The 26478-nt window shown below is 58.8% G+C and carries 22 protein-coding genes and 1 pseudogene; 9 read left to right on the forward strand and 14 right to left on the reverse strand.

The genetic code is table 11. The features are described 5' to 3' along the window. Positions 1-197: 197 nt before the first annotated feature. The 3 genes from FYB76_RS26815 to FYB76_RS14295 all read right to left on the reverse strand — a co-directional run bounded on the left by FYB76_RS26815 (position 198) and on the right by FYB76_RS14295 (position 4371). Positions 198-2411 (reverse strand): S8 family peptidase, encoded by a 2214-nt coding sequence (locus tag FYB76_RS26815; protein ID WP_154134063.1) that lies wholly within the window; start codon positions 2409-2411, stop codon positions 198-200. Between the two features lie 4 nt (positions 2412-2415). Next, positions 2416-3501 carry an AAA family ATPase gene (locus tag FYB76_RS14290; protein WP_154134064.1) on the reverse strand — a complete coding sequence of 362 codons (1086 nt, stop codon included), beginning with the start codon at positions 3499-3501 and terminating at the stop codon, positions 2416-2418. 297 nt (positions 3502-3798) lie between these two features. Beyond that, positions 3799-4371, reverse strand: coding sequence for a hypothetical protein (locus FYB76_RS14295; protein WP_195724641.1), 573 nt, complete (start codon positions 4369-4371; stop codon positions 3799-3801). 479 nt (positions 4372-4850) lie between these two features. Here FYB76_RS14295 and FYB76_RS14300 point away from each other — a divergent pair, with 479 nt between their 5' ends. Next, positions 4851-7067: an OsmC domain/YcaO domain-containing protein gene (locus FYB76_RS14300; protein WP_154134065.1), complete on the forward strand. Its 2217-nt coding sequence runs from the start codon at positions 4851-4853 to the stop codon at positions 7065-7067. Positions 7068-7295: 228 nt separating this feature from the next. On the opposite strand, the gene icmH is transcribed toward FYB76_RS14300, so the two are convergent. Further along, positions 7296-8075 (reverse strand): type IVB secretion system protein IcmH/DotU, encoded by a 780-nt coding sequence (gene icmH, locus FYB76_RS14305; protein ID WP_154134066.1) that lies wholly within the window; start codon positions 8073-8075, stop codon positions 7296-7298. Continuing rightward, positions 8072-8470 (reverse strand): annotated as a pseudogene (tssK, locus tag FYB76_RS14310) (type VI secretion system baseplate subunit TssK); the annotation flags it as partial. The gene icmH and the pseudogene tssK, both read right to left, overlap by 4 nt. 13 nt (positions 8471-8483) lie before the next feature. Between tssK and FYB76_RS14315 the strand changes: the two are divergent. From FYB76_RS14315 to FYB76_RS14345, 7 genes are all read left to right on the forward strand, one after another. Further along, a complete protein-coding gene (locus tag FYB76_RS14315) occupies positions 8484-9695 on the forward strand; it encodes a hypothetical protein (RefSeq protein WP_229296970.1) in 1212 nt (403 codons plus the stop codon). Between the two features lie 18 nt (positions 9696-9713). Then, positions 9714-10643, forward strand: coding sequence for a DUF4123 domain-containing protein (locus FYB76_RS14320; RefSeq protein WP_154134067.1), 930 nt, complete (start codon positions 9714-9716; stop codon positions 10641-10643). Continuing rightward, positions 10633-11076, forward strand: coding sequence for a hypothetical protein (locus FYB76_RS14325; RefSeq protein WP_154134068.1), 444 nt, complete (start codon positions 10633-10635; stop codon positions 11074-11076). The genes FYB76_RS14320 and FYB76_RS14325 overlap by 11 nt, the downstream gene beginning before the upstream one ends. A 63-nt stretch (positions 11077-11139) precedes the next feature. After that, the gene (locus FYB76_RS14330; RefSeq protein ID WP_154134069.1) at positions 11140-11625 is read left to right on the forward strand and encodes a DUF3304 domain-containing protein; all 486 of its coding nucleotides are present in this window, start codon (positions 11140-11142) and stop codon (positions 11623-11625) included. Between the two features lie 16 nt (positions 11626-11641). Next, the gene (locus FYB76_RS14335; protein WP_154134070.1) at positions 11642-13807 is read left to right on the forward strand and encodes a DUF2235 domain-containing protein; all 2166 of its coding nucleotides are present in this window, start codon (positions 11642-11644) and stop codon (positions 13805-13807) included. Further along, entirely contained in the window at positions 13804-14970 is a 1167-nt protein-coding gene (locus FYB76_RS14340; RefSeq protein ID WP_229296971.1) for a T6SS immunity protein Tli4 family protein, read from the forward strand. Before FYB76_RS14335 ends, FYB76_RS14340 begins: the two co-directional genes overlap by 4 nt. Before the next feature lie 75 nt (positions 14971-15045). Continuing rightward, on the forward strand, positions 15046-16140 hold the full coding sequence (locus FYB76_RS14345) for a T6SS immunity protein Tli4 family protein (RefSeq protein WP_229296972.1): 1095 nt from the start codon (positions 15046-15048) through the stop codon (positions 16138-16140). Between the two features lie 48 nt (positions 16141-16188). On the opposite strand, the gene FYB76_RS27040 is transcribed toward FYB76_RS14345, so the two are convergent. Continuing rightward, entirely contained in the window at positions 16189-17712 is a 1524-nt protein-coding gene (locus FYB76_RS27040; protein ID WP_154134071.1) for a methyl-accepting chemotaxis protein, read from the reverse strand. A 286-nt stretch (positions 17713-17998) separates the two neighbouring features. Here FYB76_RS27040 and FYB76_RS14355 point away from each other — a divergent pair, with 286 nt between their 5' ends. Continuing rightward, entirely contained in the window at positions 17999-18262 is a 264-nt protein-coding gene (locus tag FYB76_RS14355; protein ID WP_154134072.1) for a hypothetical protein, read from the forward strand. Positions 18263-18284: 22 nt separating this feature from the next. Here FYB76_RS14355 and FYB76_RS14360 read toward each other — a convergent pair whose 3' ends face one another. The 8 genes from FYB76_RS14360 to FYB76_RS14395 all read right to left on the reverse strand — a co-directional run bounded on the left by FYB76_RS14360 (position 18285) and on the right by FYB76_RS14395 (position 26476). Next, positions 18285-18770: a MarR family winged helix-turn-helix transcriptional regulator gene (locus FYB76_RS14360; RefSeq protein ID WP_154134073.1), complete on the reverse strand. Its 486-nt coding sequence runs from the start codon at positions 18768-18770 to the stop codon at positions 18285-18287. Next, complete coding sequence (locus FYB76_RS14365; RefSeq protein ID WP_154134074.1) at positions 18748-20523, reverse strand: acyl-CoA dehydrogenase family protein; 1776 nt, start codon at positions 20521-20523, stop codon at positions 18748-18750. The genes FYB76_RS14360 and FYB76_RS14365 overlap by 23 nt, the downstream gene beginning before the upstream one ends. A 14-nt stretch (positions 20524-20537) precedes the next feature. Beyond that, positions 20538-21089, reverse strand: a complete 552-nt coding sequence (locus FYB76_RS14370; protein ID WP_088756052.1) for a DUF3237 domain-containing protein — start codon at positions 21087-21089, stop codon at positions 20538-20540. A gap of 57 nt (positions 21090-21146) precedes the next feature. Beyond that, positions 21147-21902: an ABC transporter ATP-binding protein gene (locus tag FYB76_RS14375; RefSeq protein WP_154134075.1), complete on the reverse strand. Its 756-nt coding sequence runs from the start codon at positions 21900-21902 to the stop codon at positions 21147-21149. Beyond that, the gene (locus FYB76_RS14380; RefSeq protein ID WP_088756054.1) at positions 21899-23692 is read right to left on the reverse strand and encodes an ATP-binding cassette domain-containing protein; all 1794 of its coding nucleotides are present in this window, start codon (positions 23690-23692) and stop codon (positions 21899-21901) included. The genes FYB76_RS14375 and FYB76_RS14380 overlap by 4 nt, the downstream gene beginning before the upstream one ends. Continuing rightward, positions 23689-24729 (reverse strand): branched-chain amino acid ABC transporter permease, encoded by a 1041-nt coding sequence (locus FYB76_RS14385; protein WP_034334616.1) that lies wholly within the window; start codon positions 24727-24729, stop codon positions 23689-23691. The genes FYB76_RS14380 and FYB76_RS14385 overlap by 4 nt, the downstream gene beginning before the upstream one ends. A gap of 87 nt (positions 24730-24816) precedes the next feature. Next, entirely contained in the window at positions 24817-25962 is a 1146-nt protein-coding gene (locus FYB76_RS14390; RefSeq protein ID WP_154134076.1) for an ABC transporter substrate-binding protein, read from the reverse strand. 94 nt (positions 25963-26056) lie between these two features. Then, positions 26057-26476: a thioesterase family protein gene (locus FYB76_RS14395; RefSeq protein WP_039783928.1), complete on the reverse strand. Its 420-nt coding sequence runs from the start codon at positions 26474-26476 to the stop codon at positions 26057-26059. Positions 26477-26478 lie beyond the last annotated feature (2 nt).

The raw sequence follows: 26478 nt of genomic DNA on the forward strand, positions 1-26478 counted from the left end.
ATCAGCCGCCGAAGCTGGTCCAGCCTGTGGCGCAGGCTCGTTCTGTAGACATCCAATCTGACGCGTTTTGACGCACCCAGAAGGCTCTTTTAGCAGGCAGGGCAATCCACCGTACTGGCAGCGTGTTTTAACGCTCTCATGGGCAGAAAAAAGCCCGTGTTCGAAAACACGGGCTCTTTATAGTTCGGAGCGGTGAATTACGTTTTTCCACTTCCGGTTCTGATTTGGACTTCCTGGCGAATATCAACTGGCTGCAACGTTTGATAGCGCTGACGAATATTGTTATACACCCCAGGCGTATCCTCGGCAATTAGGGTAACCACCATTGCATAGGGTAGTGGAGGAAGAGAGCTGTTGTCTGTGCTCTGGCCGGACTCCCTTGCACCGTAAGTTATGTCGAAAAGTGGATCGTCCAACGTTTCAGCATTGAATCTGTGCTCTTGCTTGAGGGTCGTTTCCCACTTCTGCTCATCGGTCCGCGCCTGTAACTCCGACGTGTACATTTTCGAAGCGGAGAAAAAGGTCATCGTCTTCTTGGAAGCTCTCTTTGGACGGAAATATACGGTTAAGCCGGCACGCGTGTAATTTACGGCATGTTCAGGGTCTGTTTGACTTGCAAAACATAAGGTGGCGCGTAACGTAACACGCCCATTTAAAGGGAGCGAGGGGAACGGAATGAAAGCACGGAGGTTTTGCCCCGCGGATAACGTCCCCTGGTATATGACACGAACTTCGTTATCTTCGCACGTCAACACATCCTCAACAGTTTGGGGGAAACACCCGTAGCCGACATGGCTCATTAGCATACCTTCGGGCCGTCGCGCGTGTTGAGCCATTAGCGCCTTTACCGCTAGCATTGTCAAAGGTGAATTCAAGGATGCTTTCACACCGACTCCGATTCGAAGCGTGGCAGGTGCGCTGAAGCTGGTCCCTGATGTGTAAGTGTATTGGTTCGCCAGCGGGTTGTAGACGACGAACGGTTCGTCATCTGAGCCTCCGAACGAAACCCCATCGGGCTTGACCATCCCCGGGCTGCGGCCGGGGCCGTGAGAGCTGTACGCGGCTCTCTGCCAATCTGTTCCGTTGGTGTCGCAGGCTCCGACCGCGATTGCATTGACCATATCCGAGGGGGGCTGTACCCGGCACTCCGGCCAAGGTTTATCACCATCGTTGCCTACTGCAATGGTCGCAAATGTTTCTCCGGTCGCCAAATGTTTGTCGATCAAGGCGGTCCAAGGATGAACTTCGTCGTCTTCTATTGGCATATAAGGGCCAACACTGAAATTCACAAAGTCCAGCTTTTGCGCGGAAAGAACTCCATCGATCTGACTGAGAACCGCGTAGAGATCAACGTCTGGAACCCCGTCTTGTAACTGAAGCTCGGGGCTAATGCATCGGTAATGATTAACATTCGCATAAGGTTGTGGAAACTCCCCAGTAGTCTCATCCAAGTGCCCGAAAAGGAATGCGCTGGTCACTCCGTTGCCATGGCTTAAATATGCCGATGAAGTTGTTTCGGTCCCAGGGAGGATTGTTTCGGTTGCCCACGTACTTAGATCGGAATGTCCCAATCCGCCATCGAATATTCCCACGCGCAGCTTCTGGTCCAACGCCGGTACTGTTGGAAGCTGGCTCACCGCGACATTCGAGGCCCGCATTCCTCGACCACCAATTCTAAGCGACGGCATTACCCGGACGGCCCGAAGAAGCTGAAATAGTCCCAAAGTCGAAGCTTGACTCGGTGGAAGTGTTACAGGAACAAACGTTAGTCCGGCAACACATAAAGCGCGGCTAACCTGAGTTGTTCCCCCCAGGGAATTTACATAGCTAGAGAAGGACTCAAGAATATCTTTGTCGTCGGCAGAAGCATGCAGTACCGCTTCCAACATAATCGGCCTCTCGCTTTTGACCGAAACTAGATTCTTGTCCTGCTCAGTAAAGGGAAGGATCGACTCGAAACGACAAAAGGCTTTTTGATGTGTCGCCGCCGTTTGCGGTGACATCAGCATCGTCTCAAGGCGGGAGAACGATTTTTCTATGCCGGCGACATATAGAACCGCCGTGAAAATTGCCTCCCCATTAGATGAGCCTGTTCTAGTAAGTTTTCGAGGCGTGACATATGTCGAGCGACTACCAATGCACCGTAGTCCACTAGCAGAAAGAAGCGCATTTGGATGGTGGGTCTTAGCGAGAAATGCCGGATGCAAAACAAACTTGGCGACAGACTCACCTCTGGTCTTTACTTCCTGTGGCAAAGACGATCGCACAGCCCGGAGTTCTTCCAGTTGCTGGCCAAGGAGTTGTCGCTGCTCTCCAATCTGATAGGGATACTTTTTGGGGCCCGATGAACGCTTAAGTTCATAAGGGGATGTTAAGGTTTCTCCGTAGCCAAGAATAATATTTGTTGCCACCACTTCACTCTCCCAAATAACGTTTTATTACGCTGCTTACAGTTGGATGTGTTTTCCCGAAGTGAGTAGCGATATCTCTGCGAGAATGACCTTCGAAAAACATAAGCAGCATTTCGCCATCGAGCGGCTTAGCCATCCCACCTTTCGATAACCGCAATTTGATTGCATTGCGAACCAAATTCGGAACAAGTTCGGTTCTCTCAAGTAAAGCTGTTTTTCGAGCCGACATTACAATTTGCCCGATGGAGCTAAACGATTCGCCATGTAAGAGAGATGCCAGGCTAACTCGTACCTGCTCTGATTCGACAAACTCGGCAAGGTACTCCTGAATCAGTTGGCGGCCGGGAGGTTCGAACTTGAGAACGTGATCGAATCGCCTCCATACCGCGGGATCTAAGAGTTCTCCATGATTGGTCGCAGCTATTAATAGAGCATTGGCTGGCCAGTCATCTAAAGCCTGCAATAGAACGTTAACAAGTCGCTTCAGCTCGCCAACATCAGTTTCATCGTCTCTTCGTTTGGCGATAGCATCAAACTCGTCAAGCAGTAGGACACACGGTCTTGTCATTGCATGATCAAAGACCGCACGCAGGTTGTTCCCTGTTTTTCCCAGGAAACTGCTCATGACTGTCGCAAGATTGAGCGTTAGTAGGGGAAGTTTGAGTTCCTGTGCCATCCAATGTGCCGCTAACGTTTTCCCCACGCCAGGCTGTCCGCAAAAAAGGAGCGTGCGCGCTGGGGCAAGGCCTTCTTTTAGCAGTTCTTCCAGGCTAGCCCATTCTCTCAATACCCCATCGAGGGTCGTTTGCGTGGACTGATCTAGAATGGGTCGCTTCTCCAACGAAACGGGGAAAATAGTTTCGACCAACTCCATCCGCGAGTCTGCGTCAACTGGTATAGGCGCAAAATCGGTGGCGCCGCGCATAACATGCTCAGTCGACAGAAATTTTGACATCTCTTGAGCGAGCTCCAAATCAGTTTGTTTTAACTTGGAAGCAAAACGGCCCACGGCGAGTGCGAAGGCACTGCGAGACCCTGTCATTCCGGTCTTAACAATGTTGAGTAGCTCTTTTTTTGGAAAATTTTCCACGTAATTCTCTTTAAATCAATGAGTTGCGATTGGCGGTAAATTATTTAATATTGATTCTATTTTATATTTTCCATTATTGCTAGGCGTTTTCGGATCGCCGGCGCGATGGTGGCCCAAGAAGTCTAGTGTTTCGCAACTGGTGAGATTTCTTGCTGTGACTGAACTCCTGCTTCTCGTAAATTTGCCGTTATGGATTTTTCGGAAGGGGCTGCTAAGACAAACGCCCGCGTGAAGCGGGCGTTTGTCTTGGTAATGGACGTCAATTTTTTGCGTGGTGATCTTCGCTTGATCTGATAGTCAGCTAAAAGAACGGAAAGCATCATAGGCACGGCAGAGGCCCCACGAGAACATCCCATAACTCAAAAGGCCGAGAAAAATGCAGCCAATGTTGGCGGCGAATCCTGCCCGCTTGACTCCTGGCCGCGTTGACGCATAAAGCCACTGAGACAAGTAGGTTACGCCGGACAACACAGCGCTCAATAGGACGCCTAGGGCAAATGGAACGAGAACTTGGGAGAACTGTGGCACCAACGGGGCGGAGTTCTCGCTGAGATGCCCTATGAATGCCAGCATGGCTATAGATGCACCACCATTAAGCAAGAAGCCGGTTTTGATCGCAGCTTGCCCTGAGGAAATTACTGAGCGGAACATTTCTAGTTGTCCTTCGTGAGCCCGTTTTATCTGCTCCATTTGGCTCTGCATTTGCAACTTGAATTGCTCCACCTCCAAGGGTGTGGGATCGGATGCGGCAGTGTTTTCGTAGTTGGCAAGATAGGTTATCAATGCGTCACATACAATCGTTTCGTTGCCCTTGGCCTTAATTCCTTCGATAAGCTCTCGTAGCTCTTTTGCAAAGTCCTTTGCCTTCACTTGGCCCCCTATTTGTTTTGATTTGCAAGCATAGCATTCGCATCTGCGATGACGAATTCCGCTTCGCAATTATCAAACGACCCTGGCCCAATAAGGGCTTGCGAGGCGATAAATTTGCCAATTGCGAAGCAAAAAATGAACTAAGTATTTGATATAATTGAATTTCGCGCCGGACTTGTAATCAGGGGGTGGCGGGTTCAAGTCCTGCAGCCAGCACCAATACCGAAGCGGCTCACAGCAATGTGAGCCGTTTTTCTTTGCTCTGCAATCTCGCCGGTGCGTCGTAATCCGGCGCTAGCTGCGTGCTCGACATGGGCCGGCAACGCTGGTGCAACCGCACTAAGCTATCATCGAAGCTCTTTTGTGCGACGACCGCCAGATCCGCTCCTCGGACAACGCCATCGTCTCGACAAACTCGTGGGCCGCTGTCGCGCACACGCCTTGCCGCCATCCCTTCGGTTCATTCTCGGAATCTCGCCATGGAAATCAAAGTCAACTTCCTCGACAAGCTGCGTCTCGAAGCCAAGTTCGACGACTTCACCGTCATCGCCGACCAGCCCATCCGCTACAAGGGAGACGGCTCCGCGCCAGGTCCCTTCGATTACTTCCTGGCGTCATCGGCCCTGTGCGCAGCGTATTTCGTGAAGCTGTACTGCAATACGCGCAACATCTCCACCGAGAACATCCGCCTGTCACAGAACAACATCGTCGACCCGGAAAACCGCTACCAGCAGACATTCAAGATCCAGGTCGAACTGCCACCCGACATCGAGGAAGCAGATCGTCGCGGCATCCTGCGTTCCATCGAGCGCTGTACCGTCAAGAAGGTGGTGCAGCAGGGGCCTGAGTTCATCATCGAGGAAGTGGAGAGCCTGGACGCTGACGCGCAATCCCTGCTGACACTCAAGCCCGAGGCTGGCATGAGCACGCACATCCTGGGCAAGGATCTGCCGCTGGAGCAGACCATCGCCAACATATCCGGCTTGCTGGCCGAACTGGGTATCAAGATCGAGATCGCTTCGTGGCGCAATATCATTCCCAATGTGTGGTCGCTGCACATCCGCGACGCTCACTCGCCCATGTGCTTCACCAACGGCAAGGGCGCGACCAAGGAAAGTGCGCTGGCCTCGGCCCTGGGCGAGTACATCGAGCGCATCAGCAACAACCACTTCTATGCGGGTTCCTACTGGGGCGAGGAGATCGCCAATGCCGAGTTCGTGCATTACCCCAACGAGCGCTGGTTCAAGCCCGGCCGCGGCGATAAATTGCCCAAGGAAATCCTCGATGCGTATTGCCTGGACATCTACAACCCGGATGGCGAGCTGCGCGCTTCGCATCTGGTCGATACCAATTCCGGCAACGCAAAGCGCGGCATTTGCTCGCTGCCCTACGTGCGGCAGTCGGATGGCGAAGTGGTGTATTTCCCTTCCAACCTGGTCGAGAATCTGTTCGTCAGCAACGGCATGAGCGCCGGCAATACCTTGCCTGAAGCGCAGGTTCAGTGCCTGTCGGAGATCTTCGAGCGGGCCGTCAAGCGTGAAATCCTCGAAGGCGAGATCTGCCTGCCTGATGTCCCTCAGGACGTGCTGGCAAAGTATCCCGGCATCGTGGCTGGTATCCGCGGACTTGAAGAGCAGGGTTTCCCTGTACTGGTCAAGGATGCTTCGCTGGGCGGCGTCTATCCGGTGATGTGCGTGACCTTGATGAACCCCCGTACTGGCGGCGTGTTTGCTTCCTTCGGCGCTCACCCGAGCTTTGAGGTGGCGCTGGAACGCAGCCTGACGGAACTGCTGCAAGGGCGCAGCTTCGAAGGGCTCAACGATTTGCCGCAGCCGACTTTCGAGAGCAATGCCGTTACTGAACCCAACAATTTCGTCGAACACTTCATCGATTCTTCCGGCATCGTGTCGTGGCGCTTCTTCAGCGCCAAGGCGGATTACGAATTCGTGGAATGGGATTTTTCCGGCCAAGGCGAGAATTCCAACGCGCAGGAAGCGGCTACGCTGTTCGGCATTCTGGAGGAGATGGGCAAGGAGGCCTATGTGGCTGTCTACGACCAGCTCGGGGCGACCGCGTGCCGCATCCTGGTGCCTGGCTATTCCGAGGTGTATCCGGTCGAGGACCTGATCTGGGACAACACCAACAAGGCGCTGCTGTTCCGCGAGGATATCCTGAACCTGCATCGTCTGGACGACAAGGCCCTGGCTGCCTTGCTGGACCGCCTGGAAAACAATGAGCTTGATGACTACTCCGACATCGCCACCCTGATCGGTATCGACTTCGATGAGAACACAGAATGGGGGCAGTTGACCGTCCTTGAACTGAAGCTCTTGATCAACCTGGCCCTGCGGCAGTTTGAAGAAGCGCATGACCTGGTCGGTGCCTTCCTGCAGTACAACGACAACTCGGTGGAGCGCGGTCTGTTCTACCAGGCGTTGAATGTCGTGCTGGAAGTGGAGCTGGATGATGAGCTGGAGCTGTCGGACTATGAGACCAACTTCCGCCGCATGTTCGGCGACGCGCGCATGGATGCGGCCATCGGTTCGGTGAAAGGCAGCGTGCGCTTCTTCGGATTGACGCCGACCAGCATGAAGCTCGAAGGCCTGGATCGCCATCAGCGCTTGCTCGATAGTTATCGCAAGCTGCACAAGGCGCGTGCTCTGTTTGCGCAGGCGGATTCTGCATCGGCGGCCTGATGCAGTTGCATGTGCGTTGATGATGACGGCTTGGTTGCGTGGGTGACCAAGCCGTTTTTTTATTGCGCAGAGAAACCGGTTGTTATCGACGCCAACAACGTTCAGTGATGTTTCGCCTGATTACAACCCGTGGTTGAGCTCCAGGCGGGGCACCTGGTCCGGCACAATGAACGGATAAATGTTGGCCATGACGAATCGGGCCGAATCCTGGTCAGGCCGACATCTTCCTCACGGCAGGGTAATGGTCAGGTTGGCCGTGCGGGGCGCCAGTTTGACGATATCGGAATAGCCTGCCAGTCCATTTTCGGTGCCGCTGGTCAGCATCCAGTTCAAGCCCAGGTAGGCGAACAGGGCAATGAAGGCAAACAGTGAAGCCACCACCCACAGCGGCACGTCATTGCGCAGCTTGTTGACGATGGCGTCAGGCCGCGCCCAGTGTGGCGCGAAGCCCGCGCTCTTGCCTTTGAGATGAGCAATTTCATCACCCAGCCGCGCGGTCAGGTAATTCAGTTTTTCCGGGCCTTCCAGCGCGTACTTCCCCTGAAATCCCAACAACAGGCACATGTGAAACACTTCCAGCGCCTGGATGTGCGCATTGCCACGTACCCTCAGGTCTTCCAGCTGCTTGAAGAAATTTTCACCCGCCAGCTGATCGCCGAACATGGTCAGCTGCAGCGGCCGGCGCTCCCACGCATCGCGGATACCAAAGCTGGAGCGCAGGATGATTTCATCGACCGAGGCGCAGAAAGCATATTTGGCGGCATAGACATCTTCGGGTGAGACATCGAGCTTCTTGGCATTGCGCTCCACATCCCCCAGAAACTTCTGCATCTTCACCGCGAAGGAAGCTTCATCCAAGGGCGCGCTGCCGTTCTTGAGCATGAAGAGCGCGTAGAAACCGTCATACATCAGATCCAGCAGCGAGCGCGCATTGACCGGCGCGGCCGCCATCTGGGCCGGGGGCAGATGGTCTTGATCGAGCAGGGAAGGGGCCGAGGTCATGTTCATTGCGTCACCGCCAGGAGTTCGAGTTTGAGGTCACGGATACCGGAAGGTACATAAATGCAGATCGATTGCGCCTGCAGCATGCGTTCGTACATGGCGCCCTTGCTTTCCAGCGTGAAGTAATAGGTATCAGGGCGCACGGGCAGGGCGGCCGGCACTTGCGGCGAGTGCACCAGCTTCACGCCTGGCAATGCCGCCAGCACGAATTTTTCCACATCGTCGGGCGCGCCGATCTTGAAGCGCAGGGGTACCACATCCACCAGTTCGATGGCCGGGAGGTCGGCATTGACGGCGAGGTAGAAGCTGGTCTTCTCGTCGATCTTGCCGGAGTCCAGCATGCCCAGATGGTAGGAGGGTTTGCTCTCGTGCAGGGCGATGGCGAAGTAGCGCGAGGATAGTGTTGCTTCCATCATGGAGGAAAACAAGATCGTTGGTTTGTTGCCCCTGGCGGGCAGCATCAAGCAGAATTACGGTGACCGATCCTTGGCAATACCGCCTGCCGTACAGCGGTGCGTCCATTTTGCTGCCGCTCACGAATTGCGTTTCTATCAGCGTCTCGATAGCCTGGAGAAAACGCGGGGCGAGCAATATCTTTATCCAGGAACGAGTGAGGACGTCACTGGAGGAGCACCGGATGGTACGCTCAATTTCCGTGGAGAGCTCCAACGGGTGCCGTTGCGTGACATGCTCAACGAGGCATTGATTTCGGGGGCGATGATGGACAGGATGGAGGATCTCGCGATCTATAAACCCATTACCTTTCAGCGGTTCTCCCTGGCGGCCCCCATCGTCGACGACAAATCCAGCTACCGCATGATGGAGCTGGTCAACGCCTATCGCGCCGTCGTCCCGCGCGCGCCAGGCCTGGATTTTCTCAAGCACATGAGCGTCTTCATTTCCTGGCTGGCCGTACGTTACCAGTCAAAGGAATTTCGCGAATCCGTGACCACCCATGCAGACGCGGTGCGCGCCGCCCAAGATCAACGGCGCGAACGGCGTGAGCGTGCGGAGAAGGCGTTCGCAGAGGCGCGCCGCACGGCCTCGACTGACCGCGAAGGCTATGGCCGGGCGATGGCCGAGTTGTTCGCGGCTCAGGATGATGAAACCCGCAACATGCCAAACACCATCCTGGAAGTGCACCGCCCCTTTGTCAGCGTCTGGGAGCGCCTGGATAAGGAAGCTCAGGAGGTCATTGCGCAGCGGGCCCGCTACCAGAAACAGCAGGACGACGAACCCCAGCGCAAGATGAAATGGCAGAAGTACGTTGACGAGCATGCGGCCATTTTCGCGGACCCCTCGGGCCAGAAACCGACCTACAAACCGGCACGTCCTTTGATGTCGCCCGGAGAGCTGACGCTCGCCGATGCCTGGATCAATGCCGCCAATGGCAAGAGCCCGCTGCCCGACAAAGTGATGGCCCTGTTCGATCTGCTGGTGCATGACACCATGCTCACCAGCTGGCACGACCATGTTCTCTCTGCCACCTTGTATTTCCAGACACGCGCCATCGATACCTTCGGCAAGACCGATGCCAAGAAGGAAGAGGAGACCAGGAAGAGCGACGACATGAATGCCGCAGCGGTGCGGCGGTTGCAGGGCAATGCGCTTGTTCTCCCGAACTAGAACACCGGGACTGATGCCATGAGTGATGTGCCTGACGATCCGCTGGCGCTGTTGCATTGGGCGCAGGCATGTCGTGAACGCGGCCACCAGGCCTTCCTTCTGCTCGATACGGCGCAGGCCGAGGCGAGCCATCTCAAGCTGCAGTCCATGCACATCCCTTATGCCTCGCTGTTCGAGGGAAAGCGCGAAGAAGCCCTGCCTGAGATTGCGCCCCTGCTGCTTCCCCTCTCGGGACTGGATGAGAGGCGCGCACTCGTGCTTGTGCGCTGGGTTTCGCAACTGGGATTTGCCGCGCCCTGCCTGAGCTGGTATGAAAGTACGCTTGGCCTGCAGGACTTTGCAGCACATCTGCGCAACTTCCATCACGCGGGCCTCAGCGATGGACAGGCCATGATGATGCGCTGGTATGACACGCGTATCCTGCCGATCTGGATGCAGGCGTTGACCAAGGATCAACTGGTGCTCTTTACCGGCGGCATGCTCAGCCTGGCTTTCGTGGACCGTTTCGGCGAAGCCCGGACGCTCTATCAGAGCGAGCAGGTGCACACGCCCAGCCAGGCTTTGCCGTTGGACGCACCGCTGGTGACGCTGGATGACCGTCAGTTCGGGCTGTTGGTGGATGCCGGAGATCTTGATGCCCTGCTTACGCATTTGCGCTTCGTGATCCCTGATGAGACGAACGCATTGCCTCCACGCACGCTGGTGGAATTCGTCGCGACCTATCAGCAGCGTGCGCGTGAAGCTGGTCTGGATGATATTGATCGGCAGACGCAGTACGTATTGTTGGCGCTCTACACCAGCGGCGCTGGCGTTGAGCATCCGGCCGTGAAGGCCTTGATGCAGAATCCGCCGGATTCCCTGGCAGGCTATTTCGATGCCTTGCAGGCCATGCCTGAGGAAGTCTGGGAAGCGGGACCATCTCTTTGGGAGAATGAACATGTCGCATGAACACTGGCAGAAGCGGATTGTTTTTCCGCAATGGGCACTGGTACTGGGAATGGTGTTCCTGCTCGCCATGTTCAGCCCGCGCGCGCACGCCCAGACGAATGATGATCTGAAGGCCTTGGTGGCCCATCTGAAGTTCGTCATTCCCGATGAAACGGCATTGGTCGAACCGAAAAAACTGGAACGCTTCGTCGAGCAGTACCAGAAGCGTGCAGTTTCTGCAGGGCTGAAGGATATCGATCGCCAGACCGCCTACGTGCTGCTGGCCTTGTACACCTCGGGCAAGGGCCTCGAACAGCCCGAGTTCAAGCAGGTGATGGCGCATCCGCCGGCTTCCTCGGATGCATTCAGCGATGCCCTAATCGGGCTTCCGCAACGTGTGTACGATAGCGGGCCGCCGTTGTGGGAGAACGCTGCGCATGCGCGGGCTCGATGAAGATTGACTGCGGACGCCTTTTGCATGATCCGTGAATTCCTTGGATATTAATAAATAATTTAAATGAAATATCTTTTCAGAATGCCCATGGGCTCTTTTGTCCGCCCCATGTTCCTTGCTCTGCTTCTTCTCAATGGATGCGGAGAGCCGCCGGAACGTGCAGAGGCGATGGATATGCAGGCCTTTAACCATACCGCTCACGGAATTGAAGACTTTGATGTCACCGTCATCCCCGGGATGCGTTCTGGCGGCGGTTATATTGCTGCCGGATCAGGTGGCGGTGCAGTTTGCTGCATCAGTGTGCCGCATGACTGGAAACCGGGGCTCATGGCGACCATCCATGTCCGCACTTACAACAGTGCCGGAGAAAAGCAGGAGCCGTCCTGGACTGTGCCGGTCCCGCAATACACACCGGAGAATGCCGGTCACTTTGCGGTGCACTTCCTTCGGAGCGGGCAGGTCAAGGTCTTCGTGACGAATTTGGCCCCATGGCATCCCGACTATCCCCTCAAGGGCGAAGAGGCCCAAATGAAGTCCGCGACCAGCTAGTCCAAGGAAACTGATCATGACCATGCTGTATACAGGAAAGGCCGTGCCATCGGACGGTAAACGTAAATTCTCCGCCAGGGAGGCTTCGCAGCGTGCCAAGGCACTGGCCTGCTTGCGTGCGCCAGGTAGCACCGCGTGCAAGGGACAGGTATTCGTCGGTTTGTTCTTCGATGGCACCGGCAACAACGACAAGTGGGTCGAAGACAAGCAGACCAAGACGCAGCGAGAGCGCAACAAGCACAGCAATGTCGCGCGCCTGTATGACGCTTACATCGGTGATACCAGCAACGGCTTTTACAAGATTTACATGCAAGGGGTCGGAACCCCATTTGCAGAGATCGGCGATACCAGCAAGCTGGGAACGGATATCGGCGGGAATGCCTTTGGCTTCATGGGCGCCGACCGTATCAATTGGGGTATCACTTATCTGCTCGATGCGATCCACAACTATCTGACAGGCACTGGTCTTTTCAGCGGTAACGGGCAACGGCGTGAACTCGTCAACTTCATGAGTTCTTCCATGCTGGCGGGGGGCAACGCCTATGCAGCGACGGCGGACATGAAAGTCGGACAGTGGAACGTGCCCGGCTATTTGCTGAACGCACCGGAGCAGATGCGCCGCGCCGACATCTACAAACAGTTCATCGACAAGCTGACGGCCGCTGTCAAATCCAGCCAGCGCAAGATCGTGCAGATCAATGTTTCGGTATTCGGCTTTTCGCGCGGAGCGGCTGAGGCTCGCGCGTTCACGCATTGGCTGCACGAACTCTTTACGCCTTCGGGTGGTGCCTTCGAAATCGCCGGTGTGCCAATTCGCATCGGTTTCCTCGGTATCTTCGATACGGTCGCCTCGGTTGGCATCGGGGATGTAACGCCGATCACCTTCGGCCACATGGCCTGGGCGCACAATACGCAATCCATTCTGCCCGCGGTTGAAGAGTGCGCGCATTTCGTGGCGCTGCACGAACAACGCGCCAGTTTTCCGCTGGAGTCCTCCACAGGGTGGAAGAATGTCGGCTATCCCGGTATGCACTCTGACGTGGGTGGCGGCTATCTGCCGGGAGAGCAGGGCAAATCCATGCCTGACTGGGGCTTGTCACCGCAGCTTTCGCAGATTCCCCTCATTGACATGCACTTTGCCGCACTCAAGGGCGGCGTACCGCTCCTGACCTTGGCCGAGCTGGCGAAAGATCCTGCCAGCGCCAAGGGGTTTGCCACCGACGCGCGTTTGGTCAAGGCCTACAACGACTGGCTGGCAGGTAACGGCATCAAGGCCGGCAGCATTCGCGAATTTACGCAGGCCCATACCCGCCAGTATCTTCGGTGGCGAGGATCACTGCATGAGGGGAAGGGCGGCTTGCTGTTGAACAAGCGCTTCTATCGGGATGCTGCGACCCCTGACAAGAAGGATCTGCTGGAAGCCGATGTCGAACTCGGGAAAATGATCCGTGACTGGCGCGATCGCTGCAATCTGGATCTGGATCAGCGCATGGGGCAGATGGCCCGGAAATATGCGCGCCGCGTCTCGCCGCTGGCGGGCGTCCTGACGGATGCAGCCAAGGAGCGCCTGACTGCGGAAGAGAAAAAATTCTACGACATCCTGTGCGCAGGCCCGGTGCCTCCGGCCGCCTCGGTAACGCTCTTCGACGACTATATCCATGATTCCCGCGCCGGCTTCCGGGTGGCGGGCAAGCACGAACCGATTTTCATCACTGGTGGCTATGCCCGCTTCCGACAGGTATTTTTGCAGGGCGAAGGCGATTCAGCCACGCGCAAGATCGGCGAACTGGTCGAGCGCAAGGTGGCGGAGCGTGCTGCGGACATGGCTGAAGACGCGCGTGACATCAAGGATTACACGGTGCGTACCTATGATCGCGCCCGCGACCGCATCGTCAGCGGCTACCATGCCGTCGAGGATGCCGCCGTACGCGCCAAACGCCAGGTTGAGGATAAAGCGCTGGCGGCCAAGCGGGAGATCGAAGAACAGGCTGAAGCGGCCAGAAAGAAATTGCAGGCGGCTGCCGAGGCGGCAAGAGACCAGGCCAGCGCACTGAAAAAGAAAACCGTGGCCGAGATCAAGCGCGAAGCCGACGAAGCCCAGCGCATCTATGATGCCGCCCAGCGCCACGTCATGAAGAAGTATGAGGAGCTGGGCGCAATGTGGCACAGCATCGTGGATTGACCCGACTCGATCTCCAATTGATCGCCTTTGGAGGCCGCCTGCCTCGCTCAGGCTCTTTCAGGTTTTCTATGCGAATTTGCCTGTTTTCTGTTTTAAGTGTGACGGTCTTCATGATGTGTCATTGGGCCGCCCTTGCTTCTGCTGAAACTCCGTGGAGCAGGGATTGCGTTGGCCATCTGGAAATTTCCTTGCCGGAAAAGGCCGATGTTGCTGCGACCGCATTTGAGCAGCTGTTTCAGGCAAGACGTACGCTGTATAGTGAATTTGAAGACGGCCAAGTTGCAGCATATAGCAAGTATGAATATGCAGGCACGATGGAAGTGACGCGTCGTCTGTCTGCCGACGAGAACAGGCGTTTCTTGTCCGATATACGTAAAACCAGCATGCGACTTAAGGAGGATGCTGAAGGCTACAGGAAGTTGAATGCAGATGCGCCGGAAGCCGAGTACGAGGAGCACAAGCTCCATGCGGGGGATGGGCTTGGAATGCGACGTTTTAGATACCTTTATGCTGCCAAAAGCATGGGCCTTCATGCGGTAAGTTGGGGCTTGACTTCGCCCGACGACCGTATTCCCGAGTTCGTTCAATTCATGAACAAACTGATCAACGCGGTCGAATTGCGTGATAATTTCACCGTGCCGTCAGCTCCCGGACTTTGCATGCCTCACGTGTTCATTCCCATTGATGGTGCCGAGATTTATGGTCATTCAATTGCCACTACGTATCGCCTGAAGAGACATCCCGACGTCACCGTGTTGCTGGAAGATACCAGCGCCAGACGTCCTTACCCATCACAAGACCCCGCGAAACTGACGGCAGTCTACAAGTCCAATTTCTTCTGGACCCAAGACTACCGAAGCTATGACTCGATCAAGAATCTGCTGACCTTGCGGCGTCACAACACGGTTGAGTTCGCCGGGCAGAAAGGTGTGGAGTCCATGGTGAGCATGATTCGCAAGGACAAAGCAACAGAGGACTATGGATATCTGGTTGTCACCGACGGCGATCCAAACGCCGGAAATCAGAAGCCCGAACTGATGCTGTACGTGATCCGCGACGCCAAGAACGCTGAGAAGCGCGGTATGAAACCGATCGGAAAGGATGAGTTTTTCAAACTGGCCCGAGAGATTGCGACTTCGGTCAAGCTACGTTCCTTACATTGATTGCAGATCGTAATTTGGTTGGAATTGCCGTGCGTAGGAAAAGCCCTCATTTACACATGCCATTCGAGAGTTGATATGAAATTTCATCGCTTGGTTGTCGCATGTCTGGCTGTCTTGCCTCTTTTTAATTGCAGTGCCATCGCATCCGATGCGCGTTTATGGACTAAAGATTGTGTGGGCTATCTGGAAATTTCGTTGCCGGATAAGGCTGACGTAGCCGCGACAGCCTTCTCCCAACTTCTCCATCCTGCCCGGACCGTATATAGCGAATTCGAAGATGGTCAAGTTGCTCCATACAGCAAATACCACTATGTAGGCGCCATGCAGGTCACGCATGCCCTTTCGGAAGAGAAGATCCAGCGTTTCTTGGCCGAGGCTAAAAGGACTCGCGCGCAGTATCAAGCGGATGCTGAAAGTTATAAAAAAAATGATGCCAATATGCCCGAAGCGGCATACCAGGAATTCAATCTGCCGAAGGGTGATGGGGTTGCAATACGGCGGTTCAGATATCTCTATGCAGCCAAGACCATGAATCGCCATGCGTTCAAGTGGGGGATGAATGCGCCAGATGATCGCATTCCAGAGTTCGTTCAGTTCATGAGCAAGCTGCTAAGCACAGTTGCACTTCGTGAGGACATGACGGTGCCGTCAGGCTTCGGACTTTGTATGCCGCACTTGTTCATTCCGATTGACGGCCCGGACAGGTACGGTCACACAATTGCAACGACCTATCGGCTCAAGAACCATCCAGACGTGACCGTAATGCTGGAAGACGCCAGTGCAAAGCGCCCGTTGGAATCGCAGGATCCGGCGAAATTGACGGCACTCTACAAGTCCAATTTCTTCTGGACCCAGGATTACCGAAGCTACGAATCGATCAAGAATCTATTGACGATGCGCGGCCACAACACCATTGATTTCGCCGGACAGAAAGGTGTGGAGTCCATGGTGAGCCTGATCCGCAAGGACAAGGTGACGGAAGATTATGGTTATTCAATCGTGACCCAAGGCGACCCCGACGCCAGGAATGAAAAGCCCGAGCTGATGTTTTACGTGATTCGTGACGCCAGGAATGCCGACAAGCGCGGAATGAAGCCCATCGATAAAGAAGAATTTTTCAAACTGGCCCGCGAGATTGCAGCTTCGGTCAAACGTCGCGCCATGCCCTGATTCCTCGCCAAGTCACCAGCGATAGTTGCACGATGCATCTTTCCCCCTTCAAGCCATCCTCCCCACCCCCAGCCGAAACACGCTCACCGACTCCGCCAGCCTGCGCGCCTGTTCCTTGAGCGCTTCCGTGGCTGCCGCAGCCTCCTCGACCAGCGCCGCATTCTGCTGCGTCACCGTATCCATCTGTGCAATGGCCTGGTTGACCTGTTCGATGCCGGCTTCCTGTTCGCCGCTGGCGGCCGAGATCTCGCTCATGATCTGCGTCACGCTGCGCACGCTCACCACCAGTTCCTCGATGGTCGCGCCCGCATTCCTGACCAGCTGGCTACCGGCTTCCACTTTCTCCACGGAGGTTCCGATGAGGGTCTTGATTTCCTTGGCCGCTGTCGCCGCGCGCTGGGCCAGGCTGCGCACCTCAGAGGCCACCACCGCAAAGCCGCGCCCCTGTTCACCGGCGCGCGCGGCCTCCACTGCCGCATTGAGCGCCAGGATATTGGTCTGGAAGGCGATGCCATCGATCACGCTGATGATGTCCGCAATCTCGCGCGCCGACGCCTGGATCTCGTCCATGGTGCTCACCACATCCGTCACCACCAGCCCGCTGCGCGAGGCTACTTCCGACACCGAGCCCGCCATCGCATTGGCCTGGCGCGCATGATCGGCATTGCGCCGCACGGTGGAGGTGATCTGCTCCATCGCCGCCGCCGTCTCTTCCAGCGAACTGGCCTGTTGTTCCGTGCGCGCCGACAGGTCGAGATTGCCACCGGCGATCTGGGTCGAGGCCGTCACGATGGTATCGCTGCCGGTGCGCACACCGCCGACCACGCGCTGCAGGCTGCTGTTCATCTCCTTCAAGGCTTGCAGCAGTTCACCGGTCTCATCCTTGCGCTTGACCTCGATACGGCTGCCCAGGTCGCCTGCCGCCACCGTCTTGGCGATGGTGACCGCCTCGGCGATGGGGCGCGTAATCGAGCGGGTGGCAAGCAGCGCCAGCAGTGCGGCCAGCACCACTACCACCGCACCTACGCCCAGCTCGACCACTTCGCCGTTGCGGATGGCGCTGGAGATTTCCTGGCCGGTGCCATTGGCGTTCTCACGCGCAATCGCCAACAGGCCCGCAAAACCTGCGCCCAGCACCTTGTCGGCGCCGCTGATGGAAGCATCGATCTCGTTGACCGCTGCCCCGGCGGCCTTCATCGCCTGTGCCTTGGCCACGGCTTCACGGTAATTGCGTTCGCCCGTGCTGATCTTCTGCAGCAGCTCTTCTTCCTTGGGGTTGTCCACGCCCAGCTTGCGGTACTCGCTCATGAGGCGGGCGATGGCGTCCATATCGGCCAGGAAATGCTTGTCATAGTCCTTGCCGCGCACCACGTAGTTCTTGAAGTTCTGTACGCCGTCGCCCAGCTTGATGTAGCCCTGGGTGGCGTAGTCCTGCTTGGTCAGCACGGTGCCGGAAAAATCACCCCAGTGCTGGCCGATCCGGGTCAGCGTGAGCAGGGACGCGGTAATGAGTACGCAAGCCAGCAACGTGACCAGCAGGAAGGAGCCGCCAAGACGGGTGCCGATTTTCATGCCTGTTCCCTGAAAATTATTTATAAGATTTACCAATTCTGAGGGTGGCTGGTCGTGGGGAAAGCCCGATGGAGGCGGGTAAAAGCCTTGCAGCTCATCATTTGTCATACCAGTGCTGGCAAATCGACAAGATGCCTGGGAGCATTCTTTCGCCTTCCGCAAAAGAGCGTTGCCGGATCCCCGGTTTTTCCACCGGAATGGAAACAATAGAATGTCTGTATGGGAATCAAGCATTCATAAGCGATACGCACCGTGCAGCATCCGCTTGCATTCCAGGGAGCAGAACATGAACAAGATCTTCACACGCCAACTCGCCCTGGCCGCCACGCTTGCCTTAGCTGGCATCGCAGCGCAGGCAGCCTATGCCGCCGAACCCGCCAAGGCCGAGCCGGCCTCGACCATCAGCATTCCGGCGCAGCAAACGCGCACCGCCGCTGCCGAGCAGCCACAACAGCCAGGCCTGACCCGCGCCCAGGTCATCGAAGACCTCAAGCAATACCAGCGTGCGCATGCCAACCCCAGCTATGCCGAGCTGGTCTTCCTGCGTTGAGAATGGAATGAAAAAATGCCGCTTACTGCGGCAGGAACATCTTCTGCAACAAGCCGATGAGCTGGGCGCGTTCGGTGTCCGAGAGCATCTCGGTGGCCTTGAGCTCCAGCTCGATGGCGGTCTGTTCGGCCTTGGTGCACATGCGCATGCCGGCAGGGGTCAGCGCCAGGACCTGTGAACGCCGGTCTTGCGGATTGCGCTGGCGTACTACCAGGCCGCGCTGTTCCAGCTTGTCCAGCAAGGTCGCCAGGTTGGGCGGGGAGACGTTGATGGCCTTGGACAGGCGCTTCTGGTTGATGTTGGGATTGGCCTTCAGCAGGCTGAGCACCGTGAAGTCGACTGGCCGCAGCTCGAACTTCGCCATCCGCTTTTCGAACAACGGCATGATGGTGATGTAGGCGCGGCGGCAGTTGTAGCCGACCAGGCTCAGCAGCAGCTGCTGGTCCAGCGCCGCGCTCGGCGCTGCATCGTCGTCGGAATCGAAATCAGCCGGCTTCTTGGGCAGCATGGTGGTCCAGGTCGGTAGGAAGGGGCGGCAGCCCGGTCGCCAGGCAGCCTTCGATCACGCTGGACAACTGGTGGACTTCCGCAAACACAAAGGCGAAATGATAGCACGCGGCATCCCGCTTGCCGCCGTACCAGGCCGGGTCCGAGGCCATGGCCGAAAGCGCCCTGCGGCCCGCGCGCAGCCACATCCAGCCCAGCGCCACATGGCCGGTCAGGCGCAGCATTTCATCGGCAACAAAGTAGGGCAGGGAGGGCGATTGCACCGCCGCCGTGGCAATACGCTTGGCAAGCCCACTTAATTTATCCACAGCGTTGGCCAGCAATCGGGCCTGATCACCAAGCAGGGTTCCCTCCTCGATGTCCGCGCGCACCAGCGCGAGGAAATCATCCAGCCGCTTCCCCTCATCGCCCAGCACCTTGCGCATCAGGAAATCGATCGCCTGGATCTCGTTGGTCCCCTCATAGATCATGGTGATGCGGGCGTCGCGCATGAATTGCTCGATCCCCGTCTCGATCACATAGCCATGTCCGCCGAAGACCTGCAGCGCACGGCTGGCACACTGGAATCCCAGATCGGTGAGGAAGGCCTTGATGACCGGCGTGATGAATTCCAGCCGTTCATGATGGCGGCGGCGCTGGGTTGCATCGGGATCATGCGCGGCCAGGTCCAGCAAGAGGCCAGCCCAGCAGGTCAGCAGGCGCGCGCCCTCGATGCGGCAGCGCTGCTCCATCAGCAGTTTCTGCACGGCAGGGTGGCGCACGATCAGGTCATTGCCCGATGAACCCGGTGCGCGCGACTGGCGACGTTCACGCGCATAGGCGCTGGCGCGCTGCCAGGCTGCTTCGGCCAGCCCCAGTCCCTGCGCGCCCACATGCAGGCGCGCGGCATTCATCATCACGAACATCGCTGCCAGGCCGCGTCCCGCTTCACCCACCAGCCACGCCTGCGCCTGCTCGAAATGCAGGCTGCACGTGGCGCTGCCATGAATGCCCATCTTGTGCTCGATGCCGGTGCAGTGCACGCCATTGCGGCTGCCATCGCCCAGCACGCGCGGGGCCAGGAACAGCGACAGCCCCTTGCTGCCCGGTAGCGCATCCGGCAAGCGCGCCAGTACCAGGTGAACGATGTTGGGCGTCAGGTCGTGCTCGCCCCCGGAGATGAAAATCTTGTCGCCGGTGAGGCGATAGCTGCCATCCTCCTGCGGCACGGCGCGTGTGCGCAATTGCCCCAGGTCGCTGCCGGCCTGCGCTTCCGTCAGGCACATGGTGGCCAGCCATTGGCCGCTGGCGATCTTCTCCAGATAGCGTGCCTGCAGCTCGGGCGAGCCGTGCGCGGCCAGGCAGGCATAGGCCCCATGCAGCAAGCCGGGATACATGGTCCAGCCATGATTGGCCGCGCTCAGCATTTCATAGAGGGCGCAGTCCAGCACATGCGGCAAGCCCTGGCCGCCGTGCTCGGGTGCGCAGGCCAGGGCCGGCCAGCCGCCTGCGCAGAATTGCGCATAGGCGCGCGCGAAGCCGGGCGGCGTGGTGACCGTTCCGTTTTCGAGACGGCAACCCTCGCGGTCGCCGATACCGTTCAAAGGCGCGACCACGTCAGCGGCGAAGCGGCCGGCCTCTTCCAGCACCTGCATCATCAGTTCGCCATCGATCTCGGCGTGTGCAGGCAAGGCGCGCAAGGCCTGCGGTGCCTGCAGCACCTCATCAAGGACGAAGGCGAAGTCGCGCAGCGGGGGTGTGTAGTGCATCGTCATCGGCTCCGTCCACCTCAGTTGAGCAGGTAGGCGTCATATACCACCGCGTTGCCCAGGCGCATGGCGTAGCCCACACCCATGGCGCGGTTGAGCCAGTCGTACTTCTTGGAGGCGGTCTCGAAGTTCATGAACAGGCGGAAGGTATAGCGCGACGGATCGACCGGCTTGCCCTTGGCGACCTCGGCCATCACCTCCGGCGGGCCGTAGCGCACGCCACGGGTTTGCAGGTAGACCAGCTCGCCGTCATCGAGCTTGAGCAGGTAGCGGGTGTCGATGATGGCCAGGCCATCGGCCGTCACGGTTTGCCAGTCGGCACCGTTGTTGAGGATCTCGCCATTGATGAGCGGTCCCTTGAAACTGCCGCCGGTGATCGGGATGATGCGGCGGCGGCCCAGGTCGGAGGTCTTGCCCAGCTCCCAGATCGGCGCCACCAGGTCTACCGAGAAGCGGGCCAGGAAGGCCAGCTTGGGTTGCGGCGGCACCAGGGTGGTGTTGTCGGCATCACTGGCCGCATGCACCTGGAAGGACAGCGTCAGGGCAGCCAGCAGCAGGAAAAGCTTTTTCATGTCGGTCTCCTCGTTCTATGTGTTTTTGACATACCGTGGTGCAGAAAACGTCAAGCCTCAGGAAGCCGCCACCACCTCGGCTTCCAGCTTCTTGCCAAATCCCAGGTAGGCCTGGATCACCTGCGGATCTCCCGCCAGCCTGGCGGACTCGCCCTGCATGGTGACCTTGCCCAGTTCCAGCACATAGCCATAATCGGCCGTCTGCAAGGCCGCGCGCGCATTCTGCTCCACCAGCAGCACCGAGATGCCGGCCGTGCGCAGTTCGGAAACGATATGCAGGATTTCCTTGACGATGCGTGGTGCCAGACCCAGGCTGGGTTCGTCCAGCATCAGCAGTTCCGGCTTGGCCATCATGGCGCGGCCGATGGCCAGCATCTGGCGCTCGCCGCCGGAGAGCGTACCGGCCTGCTGGGCGCGGCGCTCCTTCAAGCGCGGGAACAGCTCGAAGACGGTGGCCAGCTGATCCAGCGGCTGTCCCTGCCGCAAGCGCAGGCGGCGAAATCCCCCCAAGAGCAGGTTGTCTTCCACGCTCATGGTGGAAAACAGTTCACGCCGCTCCGGCACCAGGGCGATGCCCGCCATCACGCGCTGTTCCAGGCTCCAGCGTTCCACCGGCTTGCCTTGATAACGCACCGTGCCCTGCGCCGGCAGCACGCCCATGATGGCATTGAGCAGCGTGGACTTGCCCGCGCCATTGGGCCCGATCACGGTGGCGATGCTGCCGCGTTCCAGCTTCAGGTTGATGTCGTGCAGCGCCTGCACCTTGCCATAGCTTGCGCGCAGTTGCGCGACGTCGAGGACCAGTTCACTCATTCGATTCCACCCAGGTAGGCTTCGATCACGGCGGGATGCCGCTGGATTTCTTGCGGTGTGCCTTCGGCGATTTTGGTGCCGAATTCCATCACCACGATGTGGTCGGTCAGTTCCATGACGAATTCCATGTCATGTTCCACCAGCAGGATGCTCATGCCATCGGCGCGCAACTCCTGCAGCACCTTGGAGAGGGCCTGCTTTTCCAGGTGGCGCAGCCCTGCGGCCGGTTCATCGAGCAACAGCAGCAGCGGATCGCAGCACAGGGCGCGGGCGATCTCCAGGATGCGTTGCTGGCCCAGTGCCAGGTTGCCAGCCTGCTCATGCATCAGGTGCTGCAGGCCGACGCGATGCAGGGCGCGTGCGGCTTCATCGAGCAGCGCCTGCTCTTCGGCGCGTTCCAGATGCAGCATGGCGTTGACCGTATTGCTGAGGAAGCCTTGCTGGCTGCGCATGTGCGCGCCCAGGGCCACGTTCTCCAGCACCGTCATGCCCGGCAGCAGCCGCACGTGCTGGAAGGTGCGGGCGATGCCCAGCCGTGCGATGGCGCGCGCCGGCAGTCCGGCGATGTCGCGACCGTTGAAGCTGACGCGCCCGCCGCTGGCATGCAGCAGGCCCGTGACCAGATTGAAGGTGGTCGATTTGCCCGCGCCATTGGGACCGATCAGCCCGACGATCTCGCCGGCCTTGACCTTGAAGGAGACGTCATTGACCGCCACCAGTCCACCGAAGCGCTTGTTGATCTGGTCCACCTCCAGCAGCGGCGCACCGCGTGCCGGGCCGTTGCGCTTGTCCATCGGCGCGGCCGTGGCCACCCGCAGTGGTGCCGGCGCGGCCGGGAAGGCACGCAGCCACAGCGCGCGTACCCAGGGCCAGAGGCCGCCGCGTGCGTATTTGAGCAACAGGATCAGGATCAGGCCGAAGACGATGCTTTCATAACTGCCGCCATCGCCCAGCAGCGCCGGCAGCAGCACCTGCAACTGGTCCGACAGCAGTTTCAGTACCCCCGCGCCCAGCAGCGCACCCCAGATATGGGCAATGCCGCCGACCACCACGATGAAGAGATATTCGATGCCCATCGCCAGGCTGAAGGGCGAGGGATTGACGGTGCGCTGCATGTGCGCAAACAGCCATCCCGACACCGATGCCAGCAGCGCGGCAAAGACGAAGATGAGGATCTTGTAGCGTCCCGTATCCACGCCCATGGCCTCGGCCATCGAACGTCCACCCTTGAGGGCGCGGATGGCGCGGCCCGCGCGCGAATCCAGCAGGTTCAGCGAGACCCAGGCGGCGGCCAGCACGATGGCCCAGATCAGGTAATACAGGTGGCGTTCCTTGGCCAGGTCCAACCCCGCCAGTTGCAGCGCGGGGATGCCGGAGATGCCGTCATATTTGCCGAGGAAGTCCACCTTGCCGAACAGGAAGTACAGGCTGATACCCCAGGCGATGGTGGCCAGCGGCAGGTAGTGGCCGGACATGCGCAGCGTGATGCGGCCCAGTACATAGGCCGAGACACCGGTGATGAGAAGGCCTACCGGCAGCGTCAGCCACGGCGACACGCCGTGCACGGTGGTCAGGTAGGAGGTGGTGTAGGCCCCCATGCCGACGAAGGCCGCCTGTCCGAACGAGGTCATGCCGCCGATGCCGGTCAGCAGCACCAGGCCGATGGCCACCAGCGCATACAGGCCGATGTAGTTGGCCTGGATCACCCAGAACTGCGGCGTGGGCAGGATGGGGAACAGCGCCAGCACGACCAGCAGCGCGTAGAGAGGGAGTCGTTTGTTCATCATCATTCCTCATCCTCGTCATGCGCGGGTGTGACCAGCGAGCGCCACAGCAGGATCGGCAACAGCGCCAGGAACACGATCACCTCCTTGAAGTCGCTGGCCCAGAAGGAACTGAAGGATTCCAGCAAGCCCACCAGCAGCGCGCCCCCTGCGGCTGCCGGGAAACTCGCCAGCGCACCGATGGTGGCGGCGACGAATCCCTTCAGGCCGATCAGGAAACCCGAGTCATAAAAAATGGTGCTCATCGGGCCGATCAATACCCCCGACAGAGCACCGATAAACGCTGCGACGGCAAACGACAATTTGCCCGCCAGCGTCGTGGAGATTCCCATCAGCCGTGCGCCCAGGCGATTGACCGCCGTGGCGCGCAGCGCCTTGCCATACAGCGTGCGCCCGGAGAACAGCCACAGTGCCACCAGCAGCGCGGCAGCCGCCACCACCACCACCACGGTCTGGGCACTCAAGGTGAGCGCGGCGAGGTTCCAGCGTTCATCCCAGAAGGCCGGGGTACGGAAGCCCTCGGCCCCGAAGAACACCAGCCCCAGTCCGGTCATGGCCAGGTGGATGCCGACCGAGACGATCAGCAGCTGCAGCACGCTGGCATCGGCCATCGATTCATAGACCACCTGGTACATCAGCGGCCCGAGTGCGGTAATGAGCAGCAGGGTCAGCAGTACCTGCACCGGCAGCGCGAACTGCTGCGGCGCGGCCCACCAGACCAGTGCGGCGATGGCCAATGGCACGCCCAGCGTGCCCAGCAGGGTACGCGGCAACAGCGCGGCCTGGCCCGCGCGCAAGAGCTGTGCGGCCTGCATGCCGGCCGCGCACACGGCCAGTACCAGCAGCAGCCACAGTGGGCCGGGGCGCTGGCCTTGTTGCAGCATGGCCAGGGTGAGCGCGCCATAGGCGACGAATTCCCCCTGGGGAATGAAGAGGATGCGGGTGACCGTGAAAACCAGCACCAGTGCAATGGCGATCAAGCCATAGACGATGCCGTTGGTCAGGCCATCCAGGGTCAGGATGGCGGCAATGGAGGAGTCCATGTTTCGGGTGTGGTGCAGAAAACGTCAGGCTGGAAAACGGCGGCGCAAGCTGGAGACCTCGCGCCGCCGCGCGGACAGGAGGGCGGATTACGGATTGACCGCCTTCCAGTTGCCGTTCTGGATGGTCAGCATGATGCGCGCATCGTCACCCAGGCCGAAGTGATCCTTGGCCGAGTAGTTCAGCGTGCCCTGCGAGATCTGGATCGGGCCGGCGGTCTCCAGCGCTTCCTTCAAGGCAGTCCGGAAGGCGGGAGTGCCGGGTTTGGCTTTCTTCAGCGCCTCCGGGACTACCTTCTGCAGCACCAGTTGCGCATCGTAGGTATGGGCCGCGAAGAGGTTGCGCGTGCCTGCGCCAAACTGCTTCTCGTAGCGCGTAACGAAATCCATGGCCAGCTTCTTGGAGGGATTGCTGTCCGGCAGGGCTTCCGGCACCACGGCCGGGCCGGAGATGACGTAGGAGCCTTCCACATCCTTGCCGCCCAGGCGGATCAGGTCGCGCGAGGCGGCGCTGTGGGTCTGGAAGATCTTGCCCTTGTAGCCGCGCTCGATGAGCGCCTTGTGCGGCATGGCCGCGCCGCTGCCCGAGGCCACCACCAGGACAGCATCCGGATTGGCGCTGACCACGCGCAGTGCTTGGGCGGTCACGCTGGTGTCGGCCCGCGAGAAACGTTCCACCGTGCCCATCTTCATGCCGGCGGCGGTGGCCAGGCGCTGTACTTCCTTGAGCCAGTTTTCACCATAGGAGTCGGAGTAGCCGAGGAAGCCGATGGTCTTCACGCCCATCTTCTTCATCTGCTCCACCACGCCACCGGCCATGACGGCCGTGGATTGCGGCAGGCGGAAGGTCCAGGCGTCTTTTCCTTCAGCGGTCTCGATCGGGGAGATGGCCAGCTGCACCGTCTGTGATTCCAGCGCCACATCGGCCACGGCCAGCGTGGGCGGCACGGCGGCCGAACCGATGAGCAGGTCGACCTTGTCCTCGGCCACCAGGCGGCGCGCATTCTTGCTGGCCTGGGTGGGATCGGTGGCATCGTCCAGGATGATCATCTTGACCTTCTCGCCGCCGATAGTCTCGGGCCACAGCGCGAAGCCGTTCTTGGCCGGAATGCCCAGGCCCGAGCCGGGGCCGGTCAGTGACATCACCACGCCGATGGTCAGTTCGGCCTGTGCGGCCCCTGCACAGGCCAGCATGGTGGCCAGTACGCCTGCCTTGATTGCCAATTTCGTTTTCATCTCCGTCTCCTTTGTAATTTTCGTTCGAATGCTCGATGTGGGCGGATACGGCTTGCTGCCGCTTGTCGCCGCCTCTCGCCTGCTGCCGTATTGCTTAACTGCACATCTCCCTGATGTCTTCCGGAATCGGAATGGCCTTGATGCGCGCCGGATCTTCCGGATGGCGGATGGCGAAGACACGCACGTCGCGGCCTTCGCACAGCAGCTCGCCGTCGCGCTTGATCTCGTGCTTCATCACGAAGGTCTTGTCGTTCCATTCGACGATGGTGGAATGCACTTCGATGCGGTCGCCATAGGTGGCCGGACGCACGAAGCGCGAGCTGATGTCCACCACCGGTGTGCCGATGATGCCGCGCGTCTTTTCGGTATCGCGCCAGGGCGGCACGCCGCATTCATGGAAGAAGTTGCGCGAGGCGGCGTCATACCAGCGGAAGAAGTTGGGGAAATACACGATGCCGGCCGGATCGCAATCGCCGAATTCCACGCGCACCGGATGAATGATGGTCTTGCTCATGG

Source organism: Herbaspirillum sp. CAH-3, assembly GCF_009668275.1.
GTDB classification, from domain to species: Bacteria; Pseudomonadota; Gammaproteobacteria; order Burkholderiales; family Burkholderiaceae_D; genus Herbaspirillum; species Herbaspirillum aquaticum.

Bases quoted from the DNA above. Each gene is read 5' to 3' on its own strand.
- FYB76_RS14300 (WP_154134065.1), top strand. From the start codon at position 4,851: ATGGAAATCAAAGTCAACTTCCTCGACAAGCTGCGTCTCGAAGCCAAG.
- icmH (WP_154134066.1), bottom strand. From the start codon at position 8,075: ATGAACATGACCTCGGCCCCTTCCCTGCTCGATCAAGACCATCTGCCC.
- FYB76_RS14315 (WP_229296970.1), top strand. From the start codon at position 8,484: ATGGAGGAAAACAAGATCGTTGGTTTGTTGCCCCTGGCGGGCAGCATC.
- FYB76_RS14320 (WP_154134067.1), top strand. From the start codon at position 9,714: ATGAGTGATGTGCCTGACGATCCGCTGGCGCTGTTGCATTGGGCGCAG.
- FYB76_RS14325 (WP_154134068.1), top strand. From the start codon at position 10,633: ATGTCGCATGAACACTGGCAGAAGCGGATTGTTTTTCCGCAATGGGCA.
- FYB76_RS14330 (WP_154134069.1), top strand. From the start codon at position 11,140: ATGAAATATCTTTTCAGAATGCCCATGGGCTCTTTTGTCCGCCCCATG.
- FYB76_RS14335 (WP_154134070.1), top strand. From the start codon at position 11,642: ATGACCATGCTGTATACAGGAAAGGCCGTGCCATCGGACGGTAAACGT.
- FYB76_RS14345 (WP_229296972.1), top strand. From the start codon at position 15,046: ATGAAATTTCATCGCTTGGTTGTCGCATGTCTGGCTGTCTTGCCTCTT.
- FYB76_RS27040 (WP_154134071.1), bottom strand. From the start codon at position 17,712: ATGAAAATCGGCACCCGTCTTGGCGGCTCCTTCCTGCTGGTCACGTTG.
- FYB76_RS14355 (WP_154134072.1), top strand. From the start codon at position 17,999: ATGAACAAGATCTTCACACGCCAACTCGCCCTGGCCGCCACGCTTGCC.
- FYB76_RS14360 (WP_154134073.1), bottom strand. From the start codon at position 18,770: ATGCTGCCCAAGAAGCCGGCTGATTTCGATTCCGACGACGATGCAGCG.
- FYB76_RS14365 (WP_154134074.1), bottom strand. From the start codon at position 20,523: ATGACGATGCACTACACACCCCCGCTGCGCGACTTCGCCTTCGTCCTT.
- FYB76_RS14370 (WP_088756052.1), bottom strand. From the start codon at position 21,089: ATGAAAAAGCTTTTCCTGCTGCTGGCTGCCCTGACGCTGTCCTTCCAG.
- FYB76_RS14375 (WP_154134075.1), bottom strand. From the start codon at position 21,902: ATGAGTGAACTGGTCCTCGACGTCGCGCAACTGCGCGCAAGCTATGGC.
- FYB76_RS14380 (WP_088756054.1), bottom strand. From the start codon at position 23,692: ATGATGATGAACAAACGACTCCCTCTCTACGCGCTGCTGGTCGTGCTG.
- FYB76_RS14385 (WP_034334616.1), bottom strand. From the start codon at position 24,729: ATGGACTCCTCCATTGCCGCCATCCTGACCCTGGATGGCCTGACCAAC.
- FYB76_RS14390 (WP_154134076.1), bottom strand. From the start codon at position 25,962: ATGAAAACGAAATTGGCAATCAAGGCAGGCGTACTGGCCACCATGCTG.
- FYB76_RS14395 (WP_039783928.1), bottom strand. From the start codon at position 26,476: ATGAGCAAGACCATCATTCATCCGGTGCGCGTGGAATTCGGCGATTGC.